Source organism: Curtobacterium sp. YR515 (assembly GCF_900113095.1).
In the GTDB taxonomy this organism is placed as follows: domain Bacteria; phylum Actinomycetota; class Actinomycetes; order Actinomycetales; family Microbacteriaceae; genus Curtobacterium.
Genome location: NZ_FOOD01000002.1, coordinates 153,592 through 174,752 on the forward strand (window position 1 = coordinate 153,592; position 21,161 = coordinate 174,752).

22 protein-coding genes and 1 riboswitch are annotated in these 21,161 nt (G+C 72.7%); of the genes, 13 read left to right on the forward strand and 9 right to left on the reverse strand.

The window, feature by feature from the left end:
* Window positions 1-19 precede the first annotated feature (19 nt).
* On the forward strand, window positions 20-1,129 hold the full coding sequence (galT, locus tag BM028_RS05475; RefSeq protein WP_092385154.1) for a galactose-1-phosphate uridylyltransferase: 1,110 nt from the start codon (window positions 20-22) through the stop codon (window positions 1,127-1,129).
* Complete coding sequence (gene galK / locus BM028_RS05480; RefSeq protein ID WP_071302107.1) at window positions 1,126-2,262, forward strand: galactokinase; 1,137 nt, start codon at window positions 1,126-1,128, stop codon at window positions 2,260-2,262. The genes galT and galK overlap by 4 nt, the downstream gene beginning before the upstream one ends.
* Window positions 2,263-2,299: 37 nt before the next feature.
* Here galK and BM028_RS05485 read toward each other — a convergent pair whose 3' ends face one another.
* The 4 genes from BM028_RS05485 to glyA all read right to left on the reverse strand — a co-directional run bounded on the left by BM028_RS05485 (window position 2,300) and on the right by glyA (window position 5,695).
* Window positions 2,300-2,803, reverse strand: a complete 504-nt coding sequence (locus tag BM028_RS05485) for a hypothetical protein (protein ID WP_092385156.1) — start codon at window positions 2,801-2,803, stop codon at window positions 2,300-2,302.
* A 29-nt stretch (window positions 2,804-2,832) separates the two neighbouring features.
* Window positions 2,833-3,285 (reverse strand): hypothetical protein, encoded by a 453-nt coding sequence (locus BM028_RS05490; RefSeq protein ID WP_092385158.1) that lies wholly within the window; start codon window positions 3,283-3,285, stop codon window positions 2,833-2,835.
* 188 nt (window positions 3,286-3,473) lie between these two features.
* Entirely contained in the window at window positions 3,474-4,385 is a 912-nt protein-coding gene (locus BM028_RS05495; protein WP_070419370.1) for a tetrahydrofolate dehydrogenase/cyclohydrolase catalytic domain-containing protein, read from the reverse strand.
* 26 nt (window positions 4,386-4,411) lie between these two features.
* The gene (gene glyA / locus BM028_RS05500; RefSeq protein ID WP_302847568.1) at window positions 4,412-5,695 is read right to left on the reverse strand and encodes a serine hydroxymethyltransferase; all 1,284 of its coding nucleotides are present in this window, start codon (window positions 5,693-5,695) and stop codon (window positions 4,412-4,414) included.
* A gap of 59 nt (window positions 5,696-5,754) precedes the next feature.
* Window positions 5,755-5,840, reverse strand: a riboswitch (ZMP/ZTP riboswitch).
* Window positions 5,841-5,877: 37 nt separating this feature from the next.
* Here glyA and clpS point away from each other — a divergent pair.
* The 8 genes from clpS to nagA all read left to right on the forward strand — a co-directional run bounded on the left by clpS (window position 5,878) and on the right by nagA (window position 12,331).
* Window positions 5,878-6,177, forward strand: a complete 300-nt coding sequence (clpS, locus tag BM028_RS05505) for an ATP-dependent Clp protease adapter ClpS (RefSeq protein WP_083403394.1) — start codon at window positions 5,878-5,880, stop codon at window positions 6,175-6,177.
* A complete protein-coding gene (locus BM028_RS05510; RefSeq protein ID WP_070417774.1) occupies window positions 6,174-6,650 on the forward strand; it encodes a DUF2017 family protein in 477 nt (158 codons plus the stop codon). The genes clpS and BM028_RS05510 overlap by 4 nt, the downstream gene beginning before the upstream one ends.
* Entirely contained in the window at window positions 6,647-7,588 is a 942-nt protein-coding gene (locus BM028_RS05515; protein WP_092385160.1) for a GNAT family N-acetyltransferase, read from the forward strand. Before BM028_RS05510 ends, BM028_RS05515 begins: the two co-directional genes overlap by 4 nt.
* A 51-nt stretch (window positions 7,589-7,639) precedes the next feature.
* Window positions 7,640-8,071, forward strand: coding sequence for a MarR family winged helix-turn-helix transcriptional regulator (locus BM028_RS05520; protein ID WP_092385162.1), 432 nt, complete (start codon window positions 7,640-7,642; stop codon window positions 8,069-8,071).
* Between the two features lie 164 nt (window positions 8,072-8,235).
* The gene (locus BM028_RS05525) at window positions 8,236-9,570 is read left to right on the forward strand and encodes an MFS transporter (protein ID WP_092385164.1); all 1,335 of its coding nucleotides are present in this window, start codon (window positions 8,236-8,238) and stop codon (window positions 9,568-9,570) included.
* Window positions 9,571-9,877: 307 nt separating this feature from the next.
* Entirely contained in the window at window positions 9,878-10,756 is an 879-nt protein-coding gene (gene purU / locus BM028_RS05530) for a formyltetrahydrofolate deformylase (protein ID WP_071302110.1), read from the forward strand.
* 7 nt (window positions 10,757-10,763) lie between these two features.
* Window positions 10,764-11,162, forward strand: coding sequence for a YrdB family protein (locus BM028_RS05535; RefSeq protein ID WP_083295174.1), 399 nt, complete (start codon window positions 10,764-10,766; stop codon window positions 11,160-11,162).
* Window positions 11,159-12,331, forward strand: coding sequence for an N-acetylglucosamine-6-phosphate deacetylase (nagA, locus tag BM028_RS05540; protein ID WP_254789414.1), 1,173 nt, complete (start codon window positions 11,159-11,161; stop codon window positions 12,329-12,331). Before BM028_RS05535 ends, nagA begins: the two co-directional genes overlap by 4 nt.
* 13 nt (window positions 12,332-12,344) lie before the next feature.
* Here nagA and BM028_RS05545 read toward each other — a convergent pair whose 3' ends face one another.
* A complete protein-coding gene (locus tag BM028_RS05545) occupies window positions 12,345-14,801 on the reverse strand; it encodes a GH92 family glycosyl hydrolase (RefSeq protein ID WP_254789416.1) in 2,457 nt (818 codons plus the stop codon).
* A 109-nt stretch (window positions 14,802-14,910) separates the two neighbouring features.
* Here BM028_RS05545 and BM028_RS05550 point away from each other — a divergent pair, with 109 nt between their 5' ends.
* Both BM028_RS05550 and BM028_RS05555 read left to right on the forward strand, forming a co-directional pair.
* Window positions 14,911-15,576 (forward strand): hypothetical protein, encoded by a 666-nt coding sequence (locus tag BM028_RS05550; protein WP_139219754.1) that lies wholly within the window; start codon window positions 14,911-14,913, stop codon window positions 15,574-15,576.
* Between the two features lie 36 nt (window positions 15,577-15,612).
* Window positions 15,613-16,800, forward strand: coding sequence for a MalY/PatB family protein (locus BM028_RS05555; RefSeq protein ID WP_092385170.1), 1,188 nt, complete (start codon window positions 15,613-15,615; stop codon window positions 16,798-16,800).
* A gap of 9 nt (window positions 16,801-16,809) precedes the next feature.
* Here the strand turns inward: BM028_RS05555 and nagB are convergent, their stop codons facing one another.
* Window positions 16,810-17,595, reverse strand: coding sequence for a glucosamine-6-phosphate deaminase (nagB, locus tag BM028_RS05560; RefSeq protein WP_092385172.1), 786 nt, complete (start codon window positions 17,593-17,595; stop codon window positions 16,810-16,812).
* Window positions 17,596-17,656: 61 nt separating this feature from the next.
* On the opposite strand from nagB, the gene BM028_RS05565 reads away from it, so the two are divergent.
* Window positions 17,657-18,136, forward strand: a complete 480-nt coding sequence (locus tag BM028_RS05565; RefSeq protein WP_092385174.1) for an NUDIX hydrolase — start codon at window positions 17,657-17,659, stop codon at window positions 18,134-18,136.
* A 61-nt stretch (window positions 18,137-18,197) separates the two neighbouring features.
* Here BM028_RS05565 and BM028_RS05570 read toward each other — a convergent pair whose 3' ends face one another.
* The 3 genes from BM028_RS05570 to BM028_RS05580 are packed head-to-tail and all read right to left on the reverse strand — an operon-like array spanning window position 18,198 to window position 21,156.
* Window positions 18,198-19,268 (reverse strand): ABC transporter ATP-binding protein, encoded by a 1,071-nt coding sequence (locus BM028_RS05570; protein WP_092385176.1) that lies wholly within the window; start codon window positions 19,266-19,268, stop codon window positions 18,198-18,200.
* The gene (locus tag BM028_RS05575; protein WP_092385178.1) at window positions 19,265-20,173 is read right to left on the reverse strand and encodes an ABC transporter permease; all 909 of its coding nucleotides are present in this window, start codon (window positions 20,171-20,173) and stop codon (window positions 19,265-19,267) included. Before BM028_RS05575 ends, BM028_RS05570 begins: the two co-directional genes overlap by 4 nt.
* Window positions 20,170-21,156, reverse strand: coding sequence for an ABC transporter permease (locus BM028_RS05580; RefSeq protein WP_092385784.1), 987 nt, complete (start codon window positions 21,154-21,156; stop codon window positions 20,170-20,172). The genes BM028_RS05575 and BM028_RS05580 overlap by 4 nt, the downstream gene beginning before the upstream one ends.
* Window positions 21,157-21,161: the final 5 nt, after the last annotated feature.

The window sequence follows — 21,161 nt, forward strand, 5'->3', positions numbered from 1 at the left end:
GAGCCGCTAGGGTTGTGCGGTGATCACCAAGCGCGTGACGAAGCTCGCGGACGGACGCGACCTCTTCTACTTCGACGACGCCGACTCGACGCTGCCCGCAGAACGCAGCATCGACCAGCGTGTCCTCGACCCGCGGCCGGAGACGGCGCGCATGCGGCAGGACGTCCTCACGGGCGAGTGGGTGTCCATCGCGGCGAGCCGGCAGAACCGCGTGTTCCTGCCGCCGGCCGACCAGGACCCGCTTGCGCCGCAGTCGGCGGAGAACCCCTCCGAGATCCCGAGCCGCTACGACGTCGCGGTGTTCGAGAACCGCTCCCCGTCCTTCGGCCCGATGCTCGCAGGAGCCGACGGGGCGGATGACGCCCCGCCGTCGCTCGACTCCCTGACCGAGGTCGGGCTGAACCGGCAGTTCCGGAGCGTCGGGCGGTGCGAGGTCGTCTGCTTCTCGCCCGCGACCGAAGGCTCCTTCGCGTCGATCTCCGAGTCGCGCGCCCGCACCGTGGTCGAGGCGTGGGCGGACCGCACGGCGGCGCTGTCCCAGATGCCCGGCATCCAGCAGGTCTTCCCGTTCGAGAACCGGGGCGAGGCCATCGGCGTCACGCTCCACCACCCGCACGGGCAGATCTACGCCTACCCCTACGTCACCCCGCGCACCCAGCGCCTGCTCGCGAGCATCGAGCGGTTCGGGCCGGACCTGTTCGAGCAGCACCTCGCGAACGAGCGCGCCTCCGACCGGGTCGTCCTCGCCGGTGAGCACTTCACCGCCTTCGTGCCCTTCGCCGCACGCTGGCCCATCGAGATCCACATGCTCCCGCACCGGCACGTCCCCGACTTCGCCGGGCTCACCGACGCCGAGAAGGACGAGCTGGCGCACATGCACCTGCGGCTCACCCGCGGGATCGACAAGCTCTACGGCGACCCGACGCCGTACATCGCCGCGTGGCACCAGGCGCCGGTGCACACCGGCCGCGACACCGTGCGGCTCATGCTCCAGATCACGTCCCCGCGTCGCGCGGCGGACAAGCTCAAGTTCCTGGCCGGCAGCGAAGCCGCCATGGGCGCGTGGATCGGGGACCTCGTCCCCGAGAAGGCGGCCGAGTTCATCCGAGGAGGGATCGAACGCGCATGACGTTCCAGCAGGTCTACGGGTACGAGCCCGCGGTGCGGTACTCCGCGCCCGGCCGGGTCAACCTCATCGGCGAGCACACCGACTACAACGACGGGTACGTGCTGCCCTTCGCGATCGACCGTCGCACGACCGCCTCGATCGCGCCCCGGGACGACCGGCAGCTGCGCGTCGCGTCGGCGTTCGACGCGGGCACCGTCGTCGAGCTCTCCCTCGACGAGCTCGCGCCCGAGCGCATGGACGGCTGGTCGGCGTACGTCCTCGGCATCGCGTGGGCACTCCGCGAGCAGGCGGGCGCGGACCTCACCGGCAAGACCGGCTTCGACGTCTTCATCGAGTCGGACGTCCCGGTCGGTGCCGGGCTCTCGTCGAGCGCCGCGATCGAGTGCGGCGTCGCACTCGCCTTCAACGACCTGTGGGAGCTCGGGCTCGACCGGAAGACCCTGGCCCGGGTCGGCCAGTACTCGGAGAACCACGCCGTCGGCGCCCCCACCGGGATCATGGACCAGTCCGCCTCGCTGCTCGGGGAGCAGGACGCGGTCGTCTTCCTCGACTGCCGCACGCTCGACACCGCCGTGGTCGACCTGGCGCTCGAGGCGAACGGGCTCGAGGTCCTCGTCGTCGACACGCGCGTCGAGCACGCGCACGCCACCGGCGGCTACAAGGCCCGACGCGCGTCGTGCGAGCACGGTGCGGCCGTGATGGGCGTCGAGGCGCTCCGCGACCTGTCGGTCGACGACCTGCCCCGCGCGCAGGAACTCCTCGACGACGAGACCTTCCGCCGTGTCCGGCACGTCGTGACCGAGGACCAGCGCGTCCTCGACACCGTCCGCACGCTGCGCGAGCACGGGCCGCGGGCGATCGGGTCCCTGCTGGTCGCGTCGCACGAGTCGATGCGGGACGACTTCGAGATCTCGGTGCCGGAGCTCGACCTCGCGGTCGCGACCGCGATGGAGCACGGTGCGGTGGGCGCGCGGATGACCGGTGGCGGCTTCGGTGGTGCGGCGATCGCGTTGGTCGACCAGGAGGCGCGGCAGACGATCGCAGACGCGGTCACCGCCGCCTTCGCCGCGGCCGGGTACCGCGAGCCGACGGTGTTCACGGTGCACGCCGCGCAGGGCGCCCGGCGCGACTGACGCGCCGGGTCCCGGCGGGCCGACCGGGGGCCGCGGGTCAGCGGGTCGCGTGCCCCGTGGTGACGGTCACGCCGCCCCACGGGAAGCCGTGCGGGTGCAGGACCTCGTGGTCGATCTGGTCCATCACGACGTGCCCCTGCCACACGGTGTAGATCAGCACGCCGACCACGACGACCACCGGGACGGCCAGGTACGCCGCGAACCGGACGACGTCGCCGAGCGATCGCTTGCCGAACCGCGCGAGCATCGGCGGCAGGAACACCCCGACGACGACCACGAGGAGCAGGACGGCGATCGCGGCCGGCGCCGTGTGTCCCTCGACGTTCACGGTGGGCGGCGCACTCGACAGCGGGTTGCCGGCGTTGTCGATCCAGTGCCCGTCGCTGTCCGTCCCGCCGTACTCCGACGAGGCGGACCACATCGTGAGCGTCGGGTACGACAGGAGCGCGACGGCCCCGATCAGCACGAGGCCCCCCGCTCGCGGTCGCAGCTGCCGTCCGGTGTGCGCCATCACGGGCGCGGTCTGCACGTTCTCCCCCATGTTCGAGACCCTAGCACTGCGGTCGACGCTCACGGCGCGCCCTCGAGTCGCTGGATCGACCACGAGACGTCGCCGATCGTGAACGGGTGCAGGTCGCCGTGCGCGACGGCCCAGTACACCCACTGCCACTGCACGATGAACAGCACCCACACCAGCACGGTCACCCCGACCACCCCGGCCAGACCGAGCGCGAGCACGCGGTCCTGGTCCCACCGTGCGGCACCGCGCCGAGCGACCCCGACGACGAAGCCGGCCACCGCGAAGCCGACCGTGAGGAGCACCCACCCGATCCACGGCCGGGCCTCGAACTGCACGAAGCCGAGTTCGTGCACGTCCGTGCTGCCGGGCAGCCGCGGCTGAGCGGACCAGTTCTGTCCGAGGACCTGCAGGAACAGGCACAGCAGCGTGATCCAGACGAGCTTGCGGGCGTCCTTCGTGAAGAGCGACTCGTGTGCCCGGGGCTCCGCGGCGGAGGTGGTCATGCTCGAACGGTAGCGCGGTGCCGGCCGCGGCAGAAGCGCCCGTCCGAGGCACGCCCCGGGCCCGGCCACCTCGGGCCCGCGCGGACGTGGCGGCGCCGACCCGCGCCTCCCGACCGTGCTTCGTGAGCAGAAATGGTCGGGTTCCACGACGGGACCCGACCATTTCTGCTCACGAAGCAAGCCGCGCGCTAGTGCAAGTGGCGCTCGGCGGCCTCGACCACGTTCTTCATCAGCATCGCGCGCGTCATCGGGCCGACACCGCCGGGCGTCGGCGACAGGAAACCCGCCACCGAGGCGACCGCGGGGTCGACGTCGCCCCGGAGACGAGCCTTGCCCGTGTCCGGGGAGACCACGCGACTGATGCCGACGTCGATGACCGCCGCACCGGGCTTCACCCAGTCCGGCTGGACGAGCCCCGCGACACCGGCGGCGGCGACGATGATGTCCGCGCGGCGGCACTCGGCGGCGACGTCCTCGGTGAGGGAGTGGGTGAGGGTCGCGGTGGCCTCGAGCCGGGTGAGGAGCAGCCCGAGCGGACGACCGACCGTGAGCCCCTGCCCGATGATCGTGACGTGCTGGCCCCGGATCGGGACGTCGTACGCCTCGAGCATCGCGACGATGCCGCGCGGGGTGCACGGCAGGGGTGCGTCGATCGTGCCGGCACCGCCCGGGACGGCGAGCACGAGCTCACCGAGGTTGGTCGGGTGCAGGCCGTCGGCGTCCTTCGCCGGGTTCATCAGCTCGAGCATCGGGATCGGGTCGATCCCCTGCGGCAGCGGGAGCTGCACGATGAACGCGGTGACCCGGGGATCGTCGTTCATCTGCAGGATCGCTGCCCGGATGTCGGCGGCCGACGCGGTCTCGGGCAGGTCGATGCGGACCGAGTCGAGCCCGATCTGCGCCGAGTCGCGGTGCTTGCCCGCGACGTAGGACACCGAGCCCGCGTTCTGGCCGACCATGATCGTGCCGAGCCCGGGGCGGAACCCGTGGTCGTGCAGCCGGTCGATGCGGACCTTCAGGTCGTCGAGCGTGCGGGCGGCGAGGGCGGTGCCGTCGATGCGGACGGCACTGCCCTCACCCGCCCAGCGCTCGCGCGGCAGCGGCGCGGGCGACGGGGCGGCGCCGCTCACGCGTAGAGCGGGAACGCGTCGGTCAGGGCCTTCACCCGGGCCGAGAGCGCGTCGATGTCGGGGTTCGGCATGAGGGTCAGCGCGATGATGTCCGCGACCTCGGTGAACTCCGCGTCGCCGAAGCCACGCGTGGCCAGCGCCGAGGTGCCGATGCGGACACCCGAGGTGACCATCGGCGGGCGCGGGTCGAACGGCACGGAGTTGCGGTTCACGGTGATGCCGACCTCGTGCAGGAGGTCCTCGGCCTGCTTGCCGTCGACCTCGGACGTGCGGAGGTCCACGAGCACGAGGTGCACGTCGGTGCCACCGGTGAGGACGTCGATGCCCGCAGCCTTCGCGTCGTCGGCCGTCAGCCGTGCGGCGAGCGCCTGGGCACCGCGGATCGTGCGCTCCTGGCGCTCCTTGAACTCCGGGGTGGCGGCGAGCAGGAACGCGGTGGCCTTGGCGGCGATCACGTGCATGAGCGGACCGCCCTGCTGGCCCGGGAACACGGCCGAGTTGAGCTTCTTGAAGAGCGACTCGTCGTTGGACAGGATGATGCCGGAGCGGGGGCCGCCGAGGGTCTTGTGCACCGTCGAGGACACCACGTGGGCGTGCGGCACCGGGGACGGGTGCAGGCCGGCGGCCACGAGACCGGCGAAGTGCGCCATGTCCACCCAGAGCTTCGCGCCGACCTCGTCCGCGATCTCGCGGAACTTCGCGAAGTCGAGCTGGCGCGGGTAGGCCGACCAACCGGCGATGAGGACCTTCGGCTGGTGCTCGATGGCCTTCGCGCGGATGTCGTCGTAGTCGACCTCGAACGTCTCCGGGTCGACGCCGTACGCGACGGCGTTGTAGATGCGGCCGGAGAAGTTGAGCTTCATGCCGTGGGTCAGGTGACCGCCGTGCGCGAGCTCGAGGCCGAGGATGGTGTCGCCGGCGGAGGCGATGGCGTGCAGGACGGCCGCGTTGGCCGTGGCGCCCGAGTGCGGCTGGACGTTGGCGTACTCGGCGCCGAAGAGCGCCTTCGCGCGGTCGATGGCGAGCTGCTCGGCGACGTCGACGTACTCGCAGCCGCCGTAGTAGCGCTTGCCCGGGTAGCCCTCGGCGTACTTGTTGGTGAGCACGGAGCCCTGCGACTCGAGGACGGCGCGCGGCACGAAGTTCTCCGACGCGATCATCTCGAGGGTGTCGCGCTGGCGGCCGAGCTCCTGCTCGAGGACGCGGGCGATCTCGGGGTCGACCTCGTTCAGCGGGGCGTTGAAGGTGGTGTTGGTGGCTGCGGGGGGCAGATCGGTGATGGACACGGGACTCCTCGTTGTCTGTTCCGTCGCGCACGCGCACGACGAGGTGGACGGGTGGGCGCGGCCCAGGCGTACGGCCGCGCACCGTGTCAGGTGTCGCTCCCCGATGGTGACCCATCCAACGCCAGTCGCGACCCCCCGATCGTACCGAGCGAGCAGGTTCGTGTCACCCTGGGTGCATGACCCTGTTGACGCCCGACGTGGACGAGCGCACCGACGCCCGCACGAGCGTGCGACCGGACACGCCGTGGGTCGCCGTCGTGTGGGACGATCCGGTGAACCTCATGTCCTACGTGACCTACGTCTTCCAGCAGTACTTCGGCTTCCCACGGGCGAAGGCGGAGCGACTCATGCGCCAGGTGAACGACGAGGGACGCGCGATCGTGGCGACCGGCCCCCGCGAAGCGATGGAGGCCCACGTCGAGGCCATGCACGGGTACGGGCTGCAGGCCTCGGTGGACAGGGCGCCCGCTCCGTGATCCCGTTCGTCCGCCGTGCCGACGGCGTGCACCTCGCCATGTCCTCCGGCGAGCGCGGCGTGCTCACGTCGCTGACCGAGCAGCTGCAGCAGGTGCTCGACGGGGACCTCGCGTCGGACCCGGTCGCGGCGCGGATGTTCCCGGACGCCTACCGCGACGACGCCGAGGCGAGCGCGGAGTTCCGGCGGTGGACCGAGTCGGACCTGGTGGCGAGGAAGACCGAGAACGCCCGGGCCGTGCACGCGTGGCTCACCGGGGCACGGGACGGCGCCTTCGAGACCTCGGACGAGCAGGCCTGGCTGCGCTGCCTGACGGACCTGCGGCTGACGATCGCGGACCGGCTGGGGATCGTGGACTCCGCCACGGAGGAGCAGTCGTACACCGCCGACGCGGGCGTCGGCCTCCGGGACGTCTACGACTGGCTCGGGTACGTGCAGGAGCACCTGGTCGAGACCCTGACCGGTCCGCGGTGAGCGTCGCCTTCCGCCCCGTCGACGGTGACACCCTGGAGGCGCTGCTCGCCTTCTCGACGGACGAACCGGTCGCGTGGATCGGTGCGGACCGGTACCGGGCCGAGTCCGCCACGGGCAACTACCGCCCGGAGTGGTCGTGGCTGGCCCTGCGGGACGGTCACCCCGTCGGCCGCGCCCTGTGGTGGGGCGGCGCGGACGCCACGGCACCGTCGACACTCGACGACCTGCTCATCGCACCGGGGTCGTCCGACCCCGACGAGCGCCGGGAGATCGCCGCCGGACTCATCGCCGCCGGGGCCGCCGCGTTCGGTTCGCTGCCGGAGTGGATCGTCGACGTCGCAGTGGACTGGCACACGGACGACGCCGCCGTCGCGGCCGTGCGGTGGCGGACGGAAGCGGCCCGTGCCGCCGGACTCGGACGGATGACCGAGCGGGTCAGCGTCGCGCTCGAACAGCCGGGCGCTCCCGCGACGGGGTCGGTGTCGACGCCGGCACTGCGGTTCCGCGGTGGCGACGACGCCGAGTTCGTGGACCTCTTCGCGCGCGTCGCGGTCGGGAGCCTCGACGCACACACGCTGGCCTCCGTCGCCGAACTGGGCTCGCGGGGCGCGGCCGCCGACGACCTCGCGTTCTACCGGTCGCTGCCCGGATCACGGGACGGGTGGCGGATCGCCCTCGACGCGGAGGGGCTCGTCGTCGGCTTCGTCATCGCGACCCGGACGGCGTACGACGCGGCCGTCAGCTCCATCGGCGTCCTGCCGCAGCACCGGGGGCGCGGCATCGTCGACGGACTGCTGGCCGAGGCGGTCCGGGTGCACGCCGCTGCCGGTGCACCGCGGGTGGTCGGGACGACGGACGCGACGAACACCCCGATGCGTCGGGCGTTCGAGCGTGCGGGGTTCGTGGTGACGAAGCGGCGGATCGTCTTCGAGCCCTGATTTCAGAAGGCAGCCTTGCAAGTTCACCTGTCGAAGTAGTACCGTGACGGTATGGAATCGGACGGCGACGGCCCAGACGTGCTCGCCGGTGCGCTGCTGACGCTGTACGGCAAGATCCGCCGCACGACCCTGGTCGGCAAGGTCGACGACGTCACGGCCTCGCAGTCCGCCGCACTCGGGCGGCTCGTCCGCGACGGTGCGACCACGACCGCCGAACTCGCCCGTGCCGAGGGCGTCCGGCCGCAGTCGATGGGCGCGACCGTCCAGGCACTCGAGGACCTCGGCCTCGTCACCCGCACGCAGGACCCGACCGACGGGCGCCGGACCATCGTCGCCGCGACCGACGCCGGCCGCACCGCCCGCGACGAGTCCCACCGCGCCCGGACCCGCCTGCTCGCCGAGCGCCTCGCGACGCTCGACCCCGACGACCGTGCCACGGTCGCCCGCTCCCTCCGCATCCTCGAACCCCTCGTCGAACCGTGACCACCAGGAGGGGCGACCCGCGTCGACCGACGCGAGCCGCGCCTCCTGGCCGTCACGACGCGACCCCCTCGCAAAGGCAGCCGACCACGTCCACCGCAACCGCCTCCACACCCGTCTCCCCGTCGACCGATCCCGGCGGCAGCGGCTTCGGCCCGAAGCTCCTCGTGCCGGTCCTGGTCGGACCGCTGCTCAACCCGATCAACACGACGATGGTGTCGGTCGCCCTCGCGCCGATCTCCCGCGACCTCGGGATCGGTGCGGCGCAGGCGATCTGGCTCGTCGCGGCGCTGTACCTCGCGAGCGCCATCGCGCAGCCGACGATGGGCAAGCTCGCCGACCGGTTCGGTCCGAAGAAGGTGTTCCTGACCGGACTCGTCATCGTCGGGATCGCCGGGATCGTGCCCGAGTTCCTGACCGGCTTCGGCGGCGCGGTGTTCGCGCGCGTGCTGATCGGCATCGGGACCTCGTCGGCGTACCCGGCCGCGCTGACGACCCTGCGCCAGCACTCCGCCCGCATCGGGAAGCCCACCCCGCCGCTCGTGCTCGGCGCGCTGTCGATCACGTCGCTCGTGTCCGCCGCCGCCGGGCCGCCCCTCGGTGGAGCGCTCATCGCCGCGTTCGGGTGGCACGCGATCTTCCTCGTGAACGTCCCGCTCGCCGCCTTCGGGATCGTCGTCTCCGCGCTGTGGCTGCCGTCCGACAAGCTCCGGCCGCGGACCGACGAGGACCTGCCCGTCCTCACCGCGCTCGACCCGTTCGGGATGCTGCTCATGACCGGCTTCGTGTCGGCGCTCCTCGTGTTCCTGCTCGACCTGTCCGCCGGATTCTGGTGGCTGCTCGGCACGGCGGTCGTGCTGCTCGTCGCGCTCGTGCTCTGGGAGCTCCGCGCCGTGCGGCCCTTCGTCGACGTGCGGATGCTCGCCCGGAACGGTGCCCTGTCGCGGACGTACATGCGGCTGTTCCTCGTGTACCTGCTGGCGTACACGATGACCTACGGGTTCTCGCAGTGGGTGCAGGACGTCGCGGGGTACTCGAGCGACGTCGCCGGGTACATGCAGCTGCCCGCGGCGATCGTCGCCGGGGTCGCGTCGTTCCTCATCGCCCGGAAGACCGCCGTGCGGGGGCCGCTCATCGTCGCGGCCGTGGTGCCGATCGTCGGCGGGCTGCTTCTCCTGCTGCTCCACACCGGGTCGCCGGTGTTCCTGCTCGTCCTCGCGCCGGCGCTGTTCGGCGTACCGCAGGCCCTGGCGTCCGTGTCGAACCAGGCGGCGCTCTACCGGGTCGTGCCGGCGGAGTACATCGGGACCGCGGCGGGGCTGTCCCGGACGAGCGTGTACATCGGGGCGATCGGGGCGTCCTCGCTGATCGGCGGGGTGTTCGGCCAGGCCCCGACGACGCCGGACCTGCACGTGCTGGCGTGGGTGATCGTGGGGGTCGCGGTGCTGTTGAGCGTCCTGACGATCGCCGACCGGGCGTTGTCGCGGCCGCTCCCGCGCTGACGCCGCGGGGCGGAGCCGGGCGGAGCGCCGCGGCGCGGCGGGCCGTCGCCGGGCGCGACGCCGGCGCGGCGCGCCCGCCCGGCCGGCCGGCCGCCGGCCAGACGTGCGCACAACCAAAGACACGTCGAACCGCGCGATCGTCCGGTTCGACGTGACTTTGGTTGTGCGCCGCCCTCCGGAGCCGCGGGGCGGCGCGGCCCGCCGGAGCCGCCGCGCGCCGCGCGCCGCGCGACCGCCGGCGGGCCGCAGCCCGACCGGCGAGGCCGCGCCGCGCCTCCCGACAGCCCGATCCCGGTACCCTGATCCGGTGACCGACCCGACCGCCCCGAGCGAGCAGACCCCCACGCACTGGACCCTCACGCTGGTCTGCGACGACCAGCCCGGGATCGTGCACGCCGTCTCCGGAGCCGTCGTCGCCGCGAGCGGGAACATCACCGAGTCGCAGCAGTTCTCGAGCGTCGACACGAACACGTTCTTCATGCGCCTCCAGGTCATGGCCCCCGTCGACCGCACCACGTTCGAGGCCGCGCTCGCCCCCGTCGCCGAGCGCTACGACGCCCGCGTCCAGCTCGACGTCGTCGGCCGGCCGCTACGCACCCTCGTCCTCGTGTCGAAGGCCGGGCACTGCCTGAACGACCTGCTGTACCGGCAGCGCGGCGGACAGCTCCCGATCGAGGTGCCGCTCGTGCTCTCGAACCACGCGGACCTCTCCGAGCTCGCGTCGTTCTACTCCGTGCCGTTCGAGCACCGGCCGGTGACGGACGCCGCGAGCAAGCAGGAGATGGAGCGCCGGGTGCTGCAGGCGGTCGAGGAGCACGACATCGAGCTCGTCGTCCTCGCCCGGTACATGCAGATCCTCTCGCCGGAGCTGTGCGCCGCGCTCGAGGGTCGCGCGGTGAACATCCACCACTCGTTCCTGCCGGGCTTCAAGGGCGCCAACCCCTACCGGCAGGCGCACGCCCGCGGGGTCAAGCTCATCGGTGCGACGGCGCACTTCGTGACGAGCGACCTCGACGAGGGCCCGATCATCGAGCAGAACGTCGTCCGCGTGGACCACACGAAGGACCCCGCCGAGCTGGTCTCGATCGGCCAGGACGAGGAGTCCCGCACGCTCACCCAGGCGGTGCGCTGGATCGCCGAGGACCGTGTCCTCCTCGACGGCGCCCGCACCATCATCTTCAAGTAGGCACCGCATGTCAGCACCGCAGTCCCCCGTCGATTGGGGCGACACCCCGGACCCGCACGCCATCCGCCCGCGGAGGCTCGACGGCTGGACGGTGCTCCGCATCCTGGTGTGCGCCTTCGGCCTGGTCTCGCTGGCGTACTGGGGCTACATCGCGTGGCCGTTTCCGATGCCCGGCATCCTGTTCATGATCGGCGCGCCGGTGTTCGCGGCGGTGGTCTGGTACCTGTTCCGGTCGCAGGCGTCGCCGATCGAGACCGACATCGTCGGCAAGACCATCGTCGAGGTCGCCCTCGTGATCGCGGCCGGCGGGTGCTGGATCTCGATCGGGCACCCGGTGGTGGGGCTGGTCTTCATCCTCGTGGCCGCCCTGTCGGGCGTGGTGCAGTTCCGGAAGGAGACCCGGTGAACGGCGGCGCGTCCGTCGGCCAGGAGGCGCGGCGCACCCTGATCCGCTCGGCCCACGTGGTCGACGCGGCCGGCTCCACGGCGGACGGCTGGGTCCTCGTCGTCGGTGACACGATCCACGCGGTCGGCTCCGGCCCCGAGGCACCGGCGGCGACCTCGGTGCACGAGGTCGTGGACCTCGGCGACGCCGTCCTGACGCCCGGCTTCATCGACCTGCACGGCCACGGCGGCGGCGGCACCGCCTACGAGGACGACTCGATCGCAGCCACGCTCGAGGTCCACCGGTCGCACGGCACGACCCGCTCGGTCCTGTCCCTCGTCGCGAACCCGGTGCCGGCGCTGACCGCCTCGCTCAACCGCATTCGCACGGTGATGGCCGACGACCCGCTCGTGCTCGGCGTCCACCTCGAGGGCCCCTTCCTCTCCCCGCACAACAAGGGTGCCCACAACGAGTCGTTCCTGATCGACCCGGCGCCCGGTCCGGTCGCGGACCTGCTCGAGGCCGGCGACGGCGTCGTCCGCCAGGTCACCATCGCGCCGGAGCTCGCCGGCGCCCTCGACGCGACCGAACGGTTCGTCGACGCGGGCGTCACCGTCGCCGTCGGCCACACGGTCGGCACGTACGACCAGGCCCGGGCAGCGTTCGACGCCGGCGCGACCCTGCTCACGCACGCGTTCAACGCCATGCCGGGCATCCACCACCGGGCTCCCGGGCCGATCGCGGCCGCCGTGGCCGACGACCGTGTGACGCTCGAGCTCATCCTCGACGGCGTGCACGTGCACCCGTCCGTGGCGTCGATGCTGCTGCGTGCGGCACCGGGCCGGGTCGCCCTCATCACCGACGCCATGGGTGCTGCCGGTGCGGCCGACGGCTCCTACACGCTCGGGTCCCTCGCCGTGACCGTGACGGACGGGATCGCGCACGTGGCGGGGACGGACACCATCGCGGGGTCCACCCTGACGCAGGACGTCGCGCTGCGGAACGCGGTGACCCTCGCGGGACAGACGCTGCCGGACGCCGTGGCGGCGCTGACCAGCGTGCCGGCGGCGGCGCTGGGGCTCGGCGACCGGCTGGGTCGGCTCGCGCCGGGGTACGCCGCCGACCTCGTGGCGTTGTCGCCGTCGTTCGAGGTGCGCCGCGTCTGGGGCGCGGGGCGCGAGCTGCGCTGACCCGCCGCGGCGCCTACCGGTCGACCGGCCGGCCCCGCAGCCCGCTCGCCCACGACGTGTCCGCCGTGTCCCCGACCCGCAGCGACAGCGTCCCACCGCGCGTCACGAACGACGCCGGCACCCAGGACTTCTCGAGCGTCCGGCCGTCCAGGCGTGCACCGTGGACGTACGGCTCCGTGCCGGAGGACCGGACGACGATCCGCTCCCCGCTCGACCGCCGGATGTCGACCGTGCTGAACGTCGGGCTGCCGATGAGCATCTCCGCCCGCCCCGGCGTCTGCGGGAACAACCCGATCGACGCGAAGACGTACCAGGCGCTCATCGTGCCGAGGTCGTCGTTGCCCGGCAGCCCGCTCGGCCCGGTCGCGTAGGCGTCGTCGACGACCCGACGCACGGTCTCCTGCGTCTTCCACGGCTTGCCGAGCGCGTTGTACATCCACGGCGTGTGGATGTCGGGCTCGTTGGTCGGGTCGAACTTGGTGGGGTCGCCACCGGTCACCGCGAACGCGCCGGAGCTGTCGTGGAAGAAGGCGTCCAGGCGAGCCGCAGCGGCATCGTCACCGCCCAGCGCGGTCGACAGCCCGTGCACGTCCTGCGGCACGAGCCACGTGTACTGCGCGCTCGTCCCCTGCGCGAACCCGGTTCCGGTCGAGGGCGACCAGTCCGGCGTCCACGATCCGTCGGCCTGGCGAGCGGCCTGGTAGCCGACGGCCGGGTTGAACGTGTTCTTCCAGTAGGTCCCGCGCTCCGCGAACATCCGGGCGTCCGAGCGCAGCCCCAGCGACGAGGCCCAGTACCCGAGCGCACTGTCGGAGATCGAGTCCTCGAGGGTCTCGGCAGCGCCACCCCAGCACGAGCAGTCGTCGTTCGCCGCGTACTGCCGCTGCAGGTACTCGTCGAGCGCCGGCCGTTGCGCCAGACACTGGCCCGGGCACCCGATGTCGCTCTCGGCGTCGGCGTTCTCGACGGTCGCCTGGTGTTTCAGCGAGGCGTAGGCGGCTCGCACGTCGAAGTTCCGGACACCCATGGCGTACCAGGTGGCGAGGGTCGCGGCCGAGGGGTCACCCGTCATCACGTGCGTCGGCGCACCGAGGTGGAGCCAGCGGTCCCACACGCCACCGTTCTGCTCGGCGAACCGCAGCATCGACTGCGCCATGTCCCCGGCGACGTCCGGTCGCAGCAGGGCGAGCAGTTGGATCTGCGCCCGGTACTGGTCCCACCCGGAGTACGTGCCGTAGACGGCCCGGTGGCCCCGGTCCATCCGGTGCACCCGCTGGTCCGGCCCGAGGTAGCGGCCGTCACGGTCGTTCAGCGTGTTCGGCTGCATGAGCGCGTGGTACACGGACGTGTAGAGCTGGGTGGTCCGGTCCGCGGTACCGCCACCGACGCGCAGGCGCGTCAGTTCGCGGTTCCAGGAGGCGCGGGTGCCGGCCGCCACGCTGGCGACGGTCGAGCGCGGGGTCACCTCGCCGTCGCGGTTCGCGACGGCTCCTGCCGCGCTCACGTACGAGATGCCGATCTTCGCGTGCACCGTCGCACCGCGACGCGCGTCGAACCCGACCCACGCGCCGGAGCCGCGTCCGGCACGGTCGGCGCCGGTCAGGTAGCCCTCCCCGCCGGAGGAGGACGTGCCTCCTGGCCGGACCGTGCCGTCCTGCCAGGTGCCGGTGCTCGTGAACGCCCGGTCGAAGGTCGCCGTGAAGAACAGGCGGTAGTAGCTGCGGCGGTCGGGGTTCGTGGCCCCGCCCCCGTTCGCACGGCGGCTGCAGAAGCCGCCGGTCAGGACGCTGCCGCTGACCGTGCGCGTCCGTGCGTCGACGCGGGTGGTCGCCGCCTCGCTGCCGTTGATCGAGTTCGACGTGCGGAAGAGCAGGTTCGCGTCCTTGCCGGCCGGGAACGCGAACTCGCCGACGCCGGCACGCGTGGTGACGGCGAGGTCGGTGCGGACGCCGTTGTCGAGGCGGACCGTGTAGCGGCCGGGGCTCGCGGACTCGTCGTCGTGCGAGTAGCCGGCGGCGTAGACCGCGTCGGTGGAGTCGGACGACGGCGAGGTCGTGACCGGTGTGGTGACGGGCATGATCGGCACGTCACCGGCGGCACCCGGCGCGCAGCCGGCACCGTTCAGGTGCGTCAGGCTGAATCCCCGCAGTCGGTCGACGTCGTACGAGTAGCCGTTCGCGACCGGGGTCGAGGTCTGGTCGCCCGCGGTGCCGGTGGGGCTCCACTGGAGCATGCCGAACGGGGCGGTCGCGCCGGGCCAGGTGTTGCCGTCGCCGCTCGTGCCGATGAACGGGTCGACGTACCGGGCGGGGTCGGAGACGGTCCGGGCCGCCTGCCCTGCCTGCGCGGACGGCGAGGCGTCCGCCGGTGCGGCGACCATCCCCGTTCCGAGCAGCGCGGCGATCGTGGCCACCGCGGCGAGCGGCAGCGGGCGGAGGAGCGGGCGACGGTGCACGCGGGAACGGTTCACGCCCGCGACGCTAGACCCCTCGGACGGGGGACGCGCGATCGGTCACCGAGCGCTCCCCTGCTGTTCACGTCGATCGGTCGCCCCGCCCGCGCCTGCTTGGATGGACGCCATGCACCACGGGGACGAGCACGCGCCGGGCGGTCGACGGCGCCCACCGCGGGCGATCGTCCTCGTGATGGCCGAGTACGGCGTCGGGGACTCGCCGCTCTGGTACCGCGGATCCTCCGAGGACGTCGGTCTCGTCGACGCGGGCGCGGACGGCCTCGGCCTCAGCGCTGCCCTGCGGCACGACCTCGAGGCGTGGAACGACGTGTTCGACGCGCTGAGCGGGACGTCGTTCGAGTGGCCCTCGGCCGCCGTCCGTGACGCCCATCGGGTCGACGCGTTCACGCTCGCGAGCAGGGTGCAGCTCGAACTCGGCGACGGTGTCCACGTCTGGTGCGGCGCCGGCGGCGGGATCGACACCTTCCCGGTCGCGCACCCTGCCGTGGTGGCGCCCGCCGACCGCGCCGGCACCGAGGTCGAGTCCTGGAACGGCCGCCGCCGCGCCGAGGTCCTGTCCGCGCGCGCCGCCGGGCTCCGCGAGGGCACCGCGCGCGCGATCGTCGGGTGGCGAGCGCTGACCGAGCGGGCCGGGGGTCCGTTCGGTGACGCGGGGACCCGAGCACTGGGACTCCGCACGGCAGCACGCATGCAGGTCGACGTCGGCGTCCGGGCGCAGGTGGTGTCCTTCGCGGGCGCGAGCGGACCGTACACCCCGGCCGACGTCGACTGAGGTCCAGATCACACCCACCGCTGCGAGGATGGCCCCATGAGCGTCATGGTCTCCCTCTTCGATGCGCACCGCACCCGCACCAGCGAGAAGTACACGGCCTACCCGCCGGACGTGCTGCCGATGTTCGTCGCGGAGATGGACAGCATGCTCGCCGAACCCGTGCGGGACGCCCTCGTCGCCGCGGTCACGAACGGCGACACCGGGTACGTCGGGCACGGCCGGGCGCTCCCCGAGGCGTTCGCCGACTTCGCCGAGGCCCGCTGGTCGTGGCGCCTCGACCCGGACCTCGTGCGGACCACCACGGACGTCTCGGTGGCTGCGGTGGAGACGCTCCGCCTGGTCATCGAGCCCGGGGACCAGGTCGTCATCATGCCGCCCGTGTACCCGCCGTTCTGGGAGTACGTCGCCGAGGCCGGTGGCTCCGTGACCGAGGTCCCGCTGCTCGCACCCGAGGGCACCGCGGACCCGTTCGACACGACGGCCGGGTGGCGGATGGACCTCGACGGGATCGGCCGGGCGTTCGCGGACGGGGCCCGCACGGTGCTGCTCTGCAACCCGCACAACCCCCTCGGACTCGTCCACACCCGCGAGGACCTCGCCGCCCTCGCCCGACTCGCAGCCGAGTGGGACGCCGTGGTCGTCTCGGACGAGATCCACGCGCCGCTCGTGCACGCGGACGCGACGTTCACGCCCTTCCTCGACTCCTGCCCCGAGGCAGCGGAGCTCGGGGTCACCCTGACGAGCGCGAGCAAGGCGTGGAACCTCGCGGGGACGAAGTGCGCCCTGATGGTCGGCGCCTCCGAGCGTGCCCGCGCCTGGTTCGACGGCATGCCCGGCGAGGTCGTCGAGCGCACCGGGATCCTCGGGTACACCGCGAGCGTGGCGGCGTTCAGCGAGGGCGGACCCTGGCTCGCGTCGCTGCTGACCGAGCTCGCCGCGAACCGCCGCACCCTGGCCGAGCGACTCGGTGACGTGCTGCCCGGCACCGGGTACCGGCAGCCGCAGGCGTCCTACCTGGCGTGGCTCGACCTGCGGGCGCTCCCGTGGGGTGACGACCCCGCAGCCCTGCTCGTCGACGAGGCGAAGGTCGCGCTCGGCAGCGGACCGGACTTCGGGCGCCAGGGGGTCGGGTTCGCGCGACTCAACTTCGGGTGCTCGGCGGAGACCCTCGACGACGGACTCGGCCGCCTGCACACCGCGTTCGAACGACGTGCAGGCGGCTGATCCGCGGCCCTACTCGAACAGCTGCCAGGCCGGCTTGTTCGCGTACGTGTACGTGTAGTAATCGGCGAGCTCGAGACCCGCCGCGGCTTCCTCGTCGACGACGACGGTGGCGTGCTCGTGCAGCTGCAGCGCGGACCCGGGGACGAACGACGACAGCGGCCCCTCGACCGCGGCGGCCACGGCGTCGGCCTTCGACGAGCCCTGGGCGACGAGGACGAGCTCGCGGGCCTCGAGGATGGTGCCGAGCCCCTGCGTCATGCAGTGCGTCGGGACCTGGTCGAGGCTGTCGAAGAACCGGGCGTTGGCCTCGCGCGTGGACGGGGCGAGCGTCTTGATGCGCGTGCGGGACGCGAACGACGACGTCGGCTCGTTGAACCCGATGTGCCCGTTCGCGCCGATCCCGAGGATCTGCACGTCGACCCCGCCGGCGGCACGGATCGCGGCGTCGTACTCCTTCGCCGCGAACTCGAGGTCGGACGCGCGGCCGTCCGGGACCCGGACGCGGGAGGGCTCGAACCCGAGCGGATCGATGACGTCGCGCTGGATCACCGAGGCGTACGACTCGGGGTGCTCGAGCGGGATGCCGACGTACTCGTCGAGGGCGAACGCGCGGGCCTCGGCGAACGAGATCTCCCCCGCGTCGACACGACGCTGCAGGTCGGCGTAGATGCCCTGCGGGCTGGACCCGGTGGCGACACCGACGACGGCGGACGGCTTCTTCGCGACGACGGAGGCGATCTTGGCCGCGGCGACGCGACCGACCTCAGCCGGCGTGGGCAGGATGATGATCTCCACGGTGACAGCCTACTGGTCATGACCAGTCCGCGACAGGGTCCCGTGTCGGTAGCGTGGCGGCATGCCCACGCCTGACTTCGTCCTGTCCCTCCGATCGAGGATCGGGAACGAGCCGCTCTGGCTCACCGGGGTCACCGCCGTCGTGACGCGCGGCGAGGGCCCGGACCGTGAGCTCCTCGTCGTGCGCCGGGCCGACAACCACGCGTTCACGCCGGTCACCGGCATCGTCGACCCCGGCGAGGAACCCGCGGTCGCCGCCGAACGCGAGGTCCTCGAGGAAGCCGACGTCGTCGCCGTCGCCGAGCGCCTCGCGTGGGTGCAGGTGCTGCCGGAGATGACGTACCCGAACGGCGACCGGGCGCAGTACCTCGACCTGGTGTTCGCCTGCCGGTACGTCTCCGGGGAGCCCTTCCCCGCCGACGGCGAGAACACCGAGGCCTTCTGGGCGCGGCTCGACGCGCTGCCGGAGATGCCCGCGACCATGCGGGCACGGATCGAGGCGGCCCTGTCCGACGACCCGGCCGCGCGCTTCCAGCGCTGACCCGACGGGACGGGAGGCGCGGTGCGGGCCCGCACCGCGCCTCCCGTCCGGCAGTTGGCGGCTACGCGAGCGGGGCGACCGCCACGGGCGCGCCGAGCAGGCGCACGGCGACGGCCTCGCCGGCCGCACGACGGTCGCCCACCTCGTGCTGCACCGTCACCACGGTGTCGTCGTCGAGCCGGACCGTGGTGCGCCGGATCGACCCGAGGAAGCTCGAGGCCACGACCGTGCCGCTGACGCCCTCCGAGGCGAAGGCGACGTCCTCCGGGCGGACGTAGGCGAGCACCGGGCCGTCCGGCACCGAGGCGTCGAGCGCCGGGACGCTGAACCCGTAGACGAACACGTCGCCCCCACGCAGGTCCCCGCGGAGCCGGTTCGACTGCCCGACGAAGTCCGCCGTGAACGCCGAGGACGGGGACCGGTAGAGCTCCTCGGGCGTGCCGATCTGCTCGATGTCGCCGGCGTTCATCACCGCGATGCGGTCCGAGACGGCGAGCGCCTCCTCCTGGTCGTGGGTGACGAACACGGTCGTGATGCCGAGGTCGCTCTGGATGCGGCGGATCTCGTCGCGGAGGGACACCCGCACCTTGGCGTCGAGCGCGGACAGCGGCTCGTCGAGCAGGAGCACGCGGGGGCGGGTGACCAGGGCCCGGGCGAGGGCGACGCGCTGCTGCTGGCCGCCGGAGAGCTGGTGCGGGTAGCGGTCGGCGAACTCGGCGAGGTGCACCATGTCGAGCGCGTCGATGACCTGCTCGCGGCGCGCGGCGGCGGGGACCCGGCGCATCTCCAGGCCGAACGCGACGTTCTGCCGCACCGTCATGTGCGGGAACAGCGAGTACTGCTGGAACACCATGCCGATGTCCCGCTTGTCCACCGGGGTGCCCGCGACGTCGACGCCGTCGATGCGGATGGAGCCGGCGTCGATGGCCTCGAGGCCGGCGAGCGCCCGGAGCGCGGTCGTCTTGCCGCAGCCCGAGGGCCCGAGCAGCGACACGAACTCGCCGGGCTCGATGCGGAGCGACAGGCCGGCGAGGGCACGGTGCGCGCCGTAGTGCTTCTCGACGCCGTGCAGCTCGACGGTCGCGCCGTCGGTGGCGAGCGATGCGGGGGCGGCGGGGGCGGTGACGGTCATGCGGACTCCTTCGGGGCACGGCGACGGCGGGAGCCGACCCGGCCGATGACGACGAGCAGCACGAATCCGAAGACGAGTGCGCCCAGCGAGAAGATCGCGGCGACGTAGGGGTCGGTCGACTGCACGAGCAGGAGCGCCGTCTGGAACGTCGTGCGGGAGAGGAACGAGGCGAGGGTGTACTCGCCGAGGACGACCGTGATGGTCAGGAAGCAGGCGGCGGTGATGCCGCGGCGGAGGTTCGGCAGGAGCACCCGCCACGTGACGGTCCACCACGACGCGCCGAGCGACCGGGCTGCCTCGGAGAGCACGGCCATGTCCATCGCGGTGATGGACGCGGCGATCGGTCGGAACGCGAAGGGCAGCGAGACGATGCCGATCGCGAACGACAGGGTCCACGCGCCCGAGCCGAAGACCTGGGCGACGACCTGGTACACGGGGATGAACCCGACGACGAGGACGACCACGGGGACGGTGATCGGCACGATGCACACGAACTCGAGGACCCGACGGAGCCGCGGGTACCGCAGGGCCGTGATGATCTGGGCCGGCAGCAGGACGAGCAGCACGATCCCCACGGTGATGAGCGCGATGAGCAGGGATGCCCCGAGTCCGTCGAACACCGGCTGGTAGGTCGCGGCGTTCACCGGGTCGACGAGTGCGCCGTAGTGCGCGAGCGTCAGGCTGCCGTCCGTCCCCTGGCGGAAGGTGAACTGCGCGAGGGCGACGAGCGGGACGGCGAACACGAGGCCGACCACGACGAGCACGATCGCGGCGGTGACCCGTGACGGGGCCGCGCCGAAGCGGCCGGGGCGAGCCGCGCCTCCTGGCCGACGACGGGACGACGGGCGCGACGGACGCGACTCACCCGACCCACGCGACGGACGCACCGGGGCGGCCGCGCTCATCGCTGCCACCTCGATGCCCGACGCTGCAGCAGCGAGTACGCGCCCATCACGACCGCCATGACGACGACCATGCCGAAGGCGAGCACACCGGCGACGTTCTGCAGCCCGATGATCGTCTCGCTCGTGAGCTGCGTGCGGATGGTGAGCGGCACGATCCCGCCCTGGGAGATCAGGGCCGCCGCGGTGGCGAACGACGAGAACCCGTTCGCGAAGAGGAGCAGCAGCGATCCCCAGAACGCCGGCGCGAGCACGGGCAGGCCGATGCGGCGCCAGTACGTCGCGCGGGAGGCGCCGAGGGTGGCGGCGGCTTCACCCCACTGGGTCTTGACGCCCTCGAGTGCGGGCATGAACGTGAGGACCATCAGCGGCACCTGGAAGTAGACGTAGGGGATGACGAGCCCGGGGACCGTGTAGAGGAAGGTGCCGTCGGCGTTGAGGTCGATGTGGAAGACGGACACCAACCACGTCGTGACGAGGCCCTGCGCGCCGATCGTGGCGATGAACGCGAACGCGAGCATGACGCCGCCGAACTGGGCGAGGACGCTCGCGGCGGAATCGATCACGGACCGGACGAGCCCGTCGGGTCGGAGCGCGGCGAGCGCCCAGCACACGATCGCCCCGACGACGGCACCGATCACGGCGGACACGGCCGACAGGGCGAACGAGCCGCCGAAGGCACGGATGACCGACGGGTCGGCGAACGCGGCGAGGTTGGCGAACGTGAACGCGCCGTCGCTCGTGAAGAAGCCGCTGCCGATCGCGACCACCGCGGGGACGGCCAGGAACAGCAGGACGTAGGCGGCGAACGGGGTGAGGCCGAGCCACGCGATGCCGCCGCGGCGCCGGACACGGGGTCCGGCGACGCGGCGGGCGGTGGCACCGGCCGGCTGCTCGCTCGTGACGAGCGTCGCCCCGGCGACCGGTGCCGATGCGGTCGTGCCCGCCGCGGGGGCGGGCACCCCCGGTGCCGATGCGGTGGTCATGCTGC

Bases quoted from the DNA above. Each gene is read 5' to 3' on its own strand.
- BM028_RS05565 (WP_092385174.1), top strand. From the start codon at position 17,657: ATGCCCACGCCTGACTTCGTCCTGTCCCTCCGATCGAGGATCGGGAAC.
- BM028_RS05555 (WP_092385170.1), top strand. From the start codon at position 15,613: ATGAGCGTCATGGTCTCCCTCTTCGATGCGCACCGCACCCGCACCAGC.
- galK (WP_071302107.1), top strand. From the start codon at position 1,126: ATGACGTTCCAGCAGGTCTACGGGTACGAGCCCGCGGTGCGGTACTCC.
- BM028_RS05570 (WP_092385176.1), bottom strand. From the start codon at position 19,268: ATGACCGTCACCGCCCCCGCCGCCCCCGCATCGCTCGCCACCGACGGC.
- BM028_RS05520 (WP_092385162.1), top strand. From the start codon at position 7,640: ATGGAATCGGACGGCGACGGCCCAGACGTGCTCGCCGGTGCGCTGCTG.
- BM028_RS05575 (WP_092385178.1), bottom strand. From the start codon at position 20,173: ATGAGCGCGGCCGCCCCGGTGCGTCCGTCGCGTGGGTCGGGTGAGTCG.
- BM028_RS05580 (WP_092385784.1), bottom strand. From the start codon at position 21,156: ATGACCACCGCATCGGCACCGGGGGTGCCCGCCCCCGCGGCGGGCACG.
- BM028_RS05535 (WP_083295174.1), top strand. From the start codon at position 10,764: ATGTCAGCACCGCAGTCCCCCGTCGATTGGGGCGACACCCCGGACCCG.
- BM028_RS05490 (WP_092385158.1), bottom strand. From the start codon at position 3,285: ATGACCACCTCCGCCGCGGAGCCCCGGGCACACGAGTCGCTCTTCACG.
- BM028_RS05550 (WP_139219754.1), top strand. From the start codon at position 14,911: ATGCACCACGGGGACGAGCACGCGCCGGGCGGTCGACGGCGCCCACCG.
- BM028_RS05485 (WP_092385156.1), bottom strand. From the start codon at position 2,803: ATGGGGGAGAACGTGCAGACCGCGCCCGTGATGGCGCACACCGGACGG.
- clpS (WP_083403394.1), top strand. From the start codon at position 5,878: ATGACCCTGTTGACGCCCGACGTGGACGAGCGCACCGACGCCCGCACG.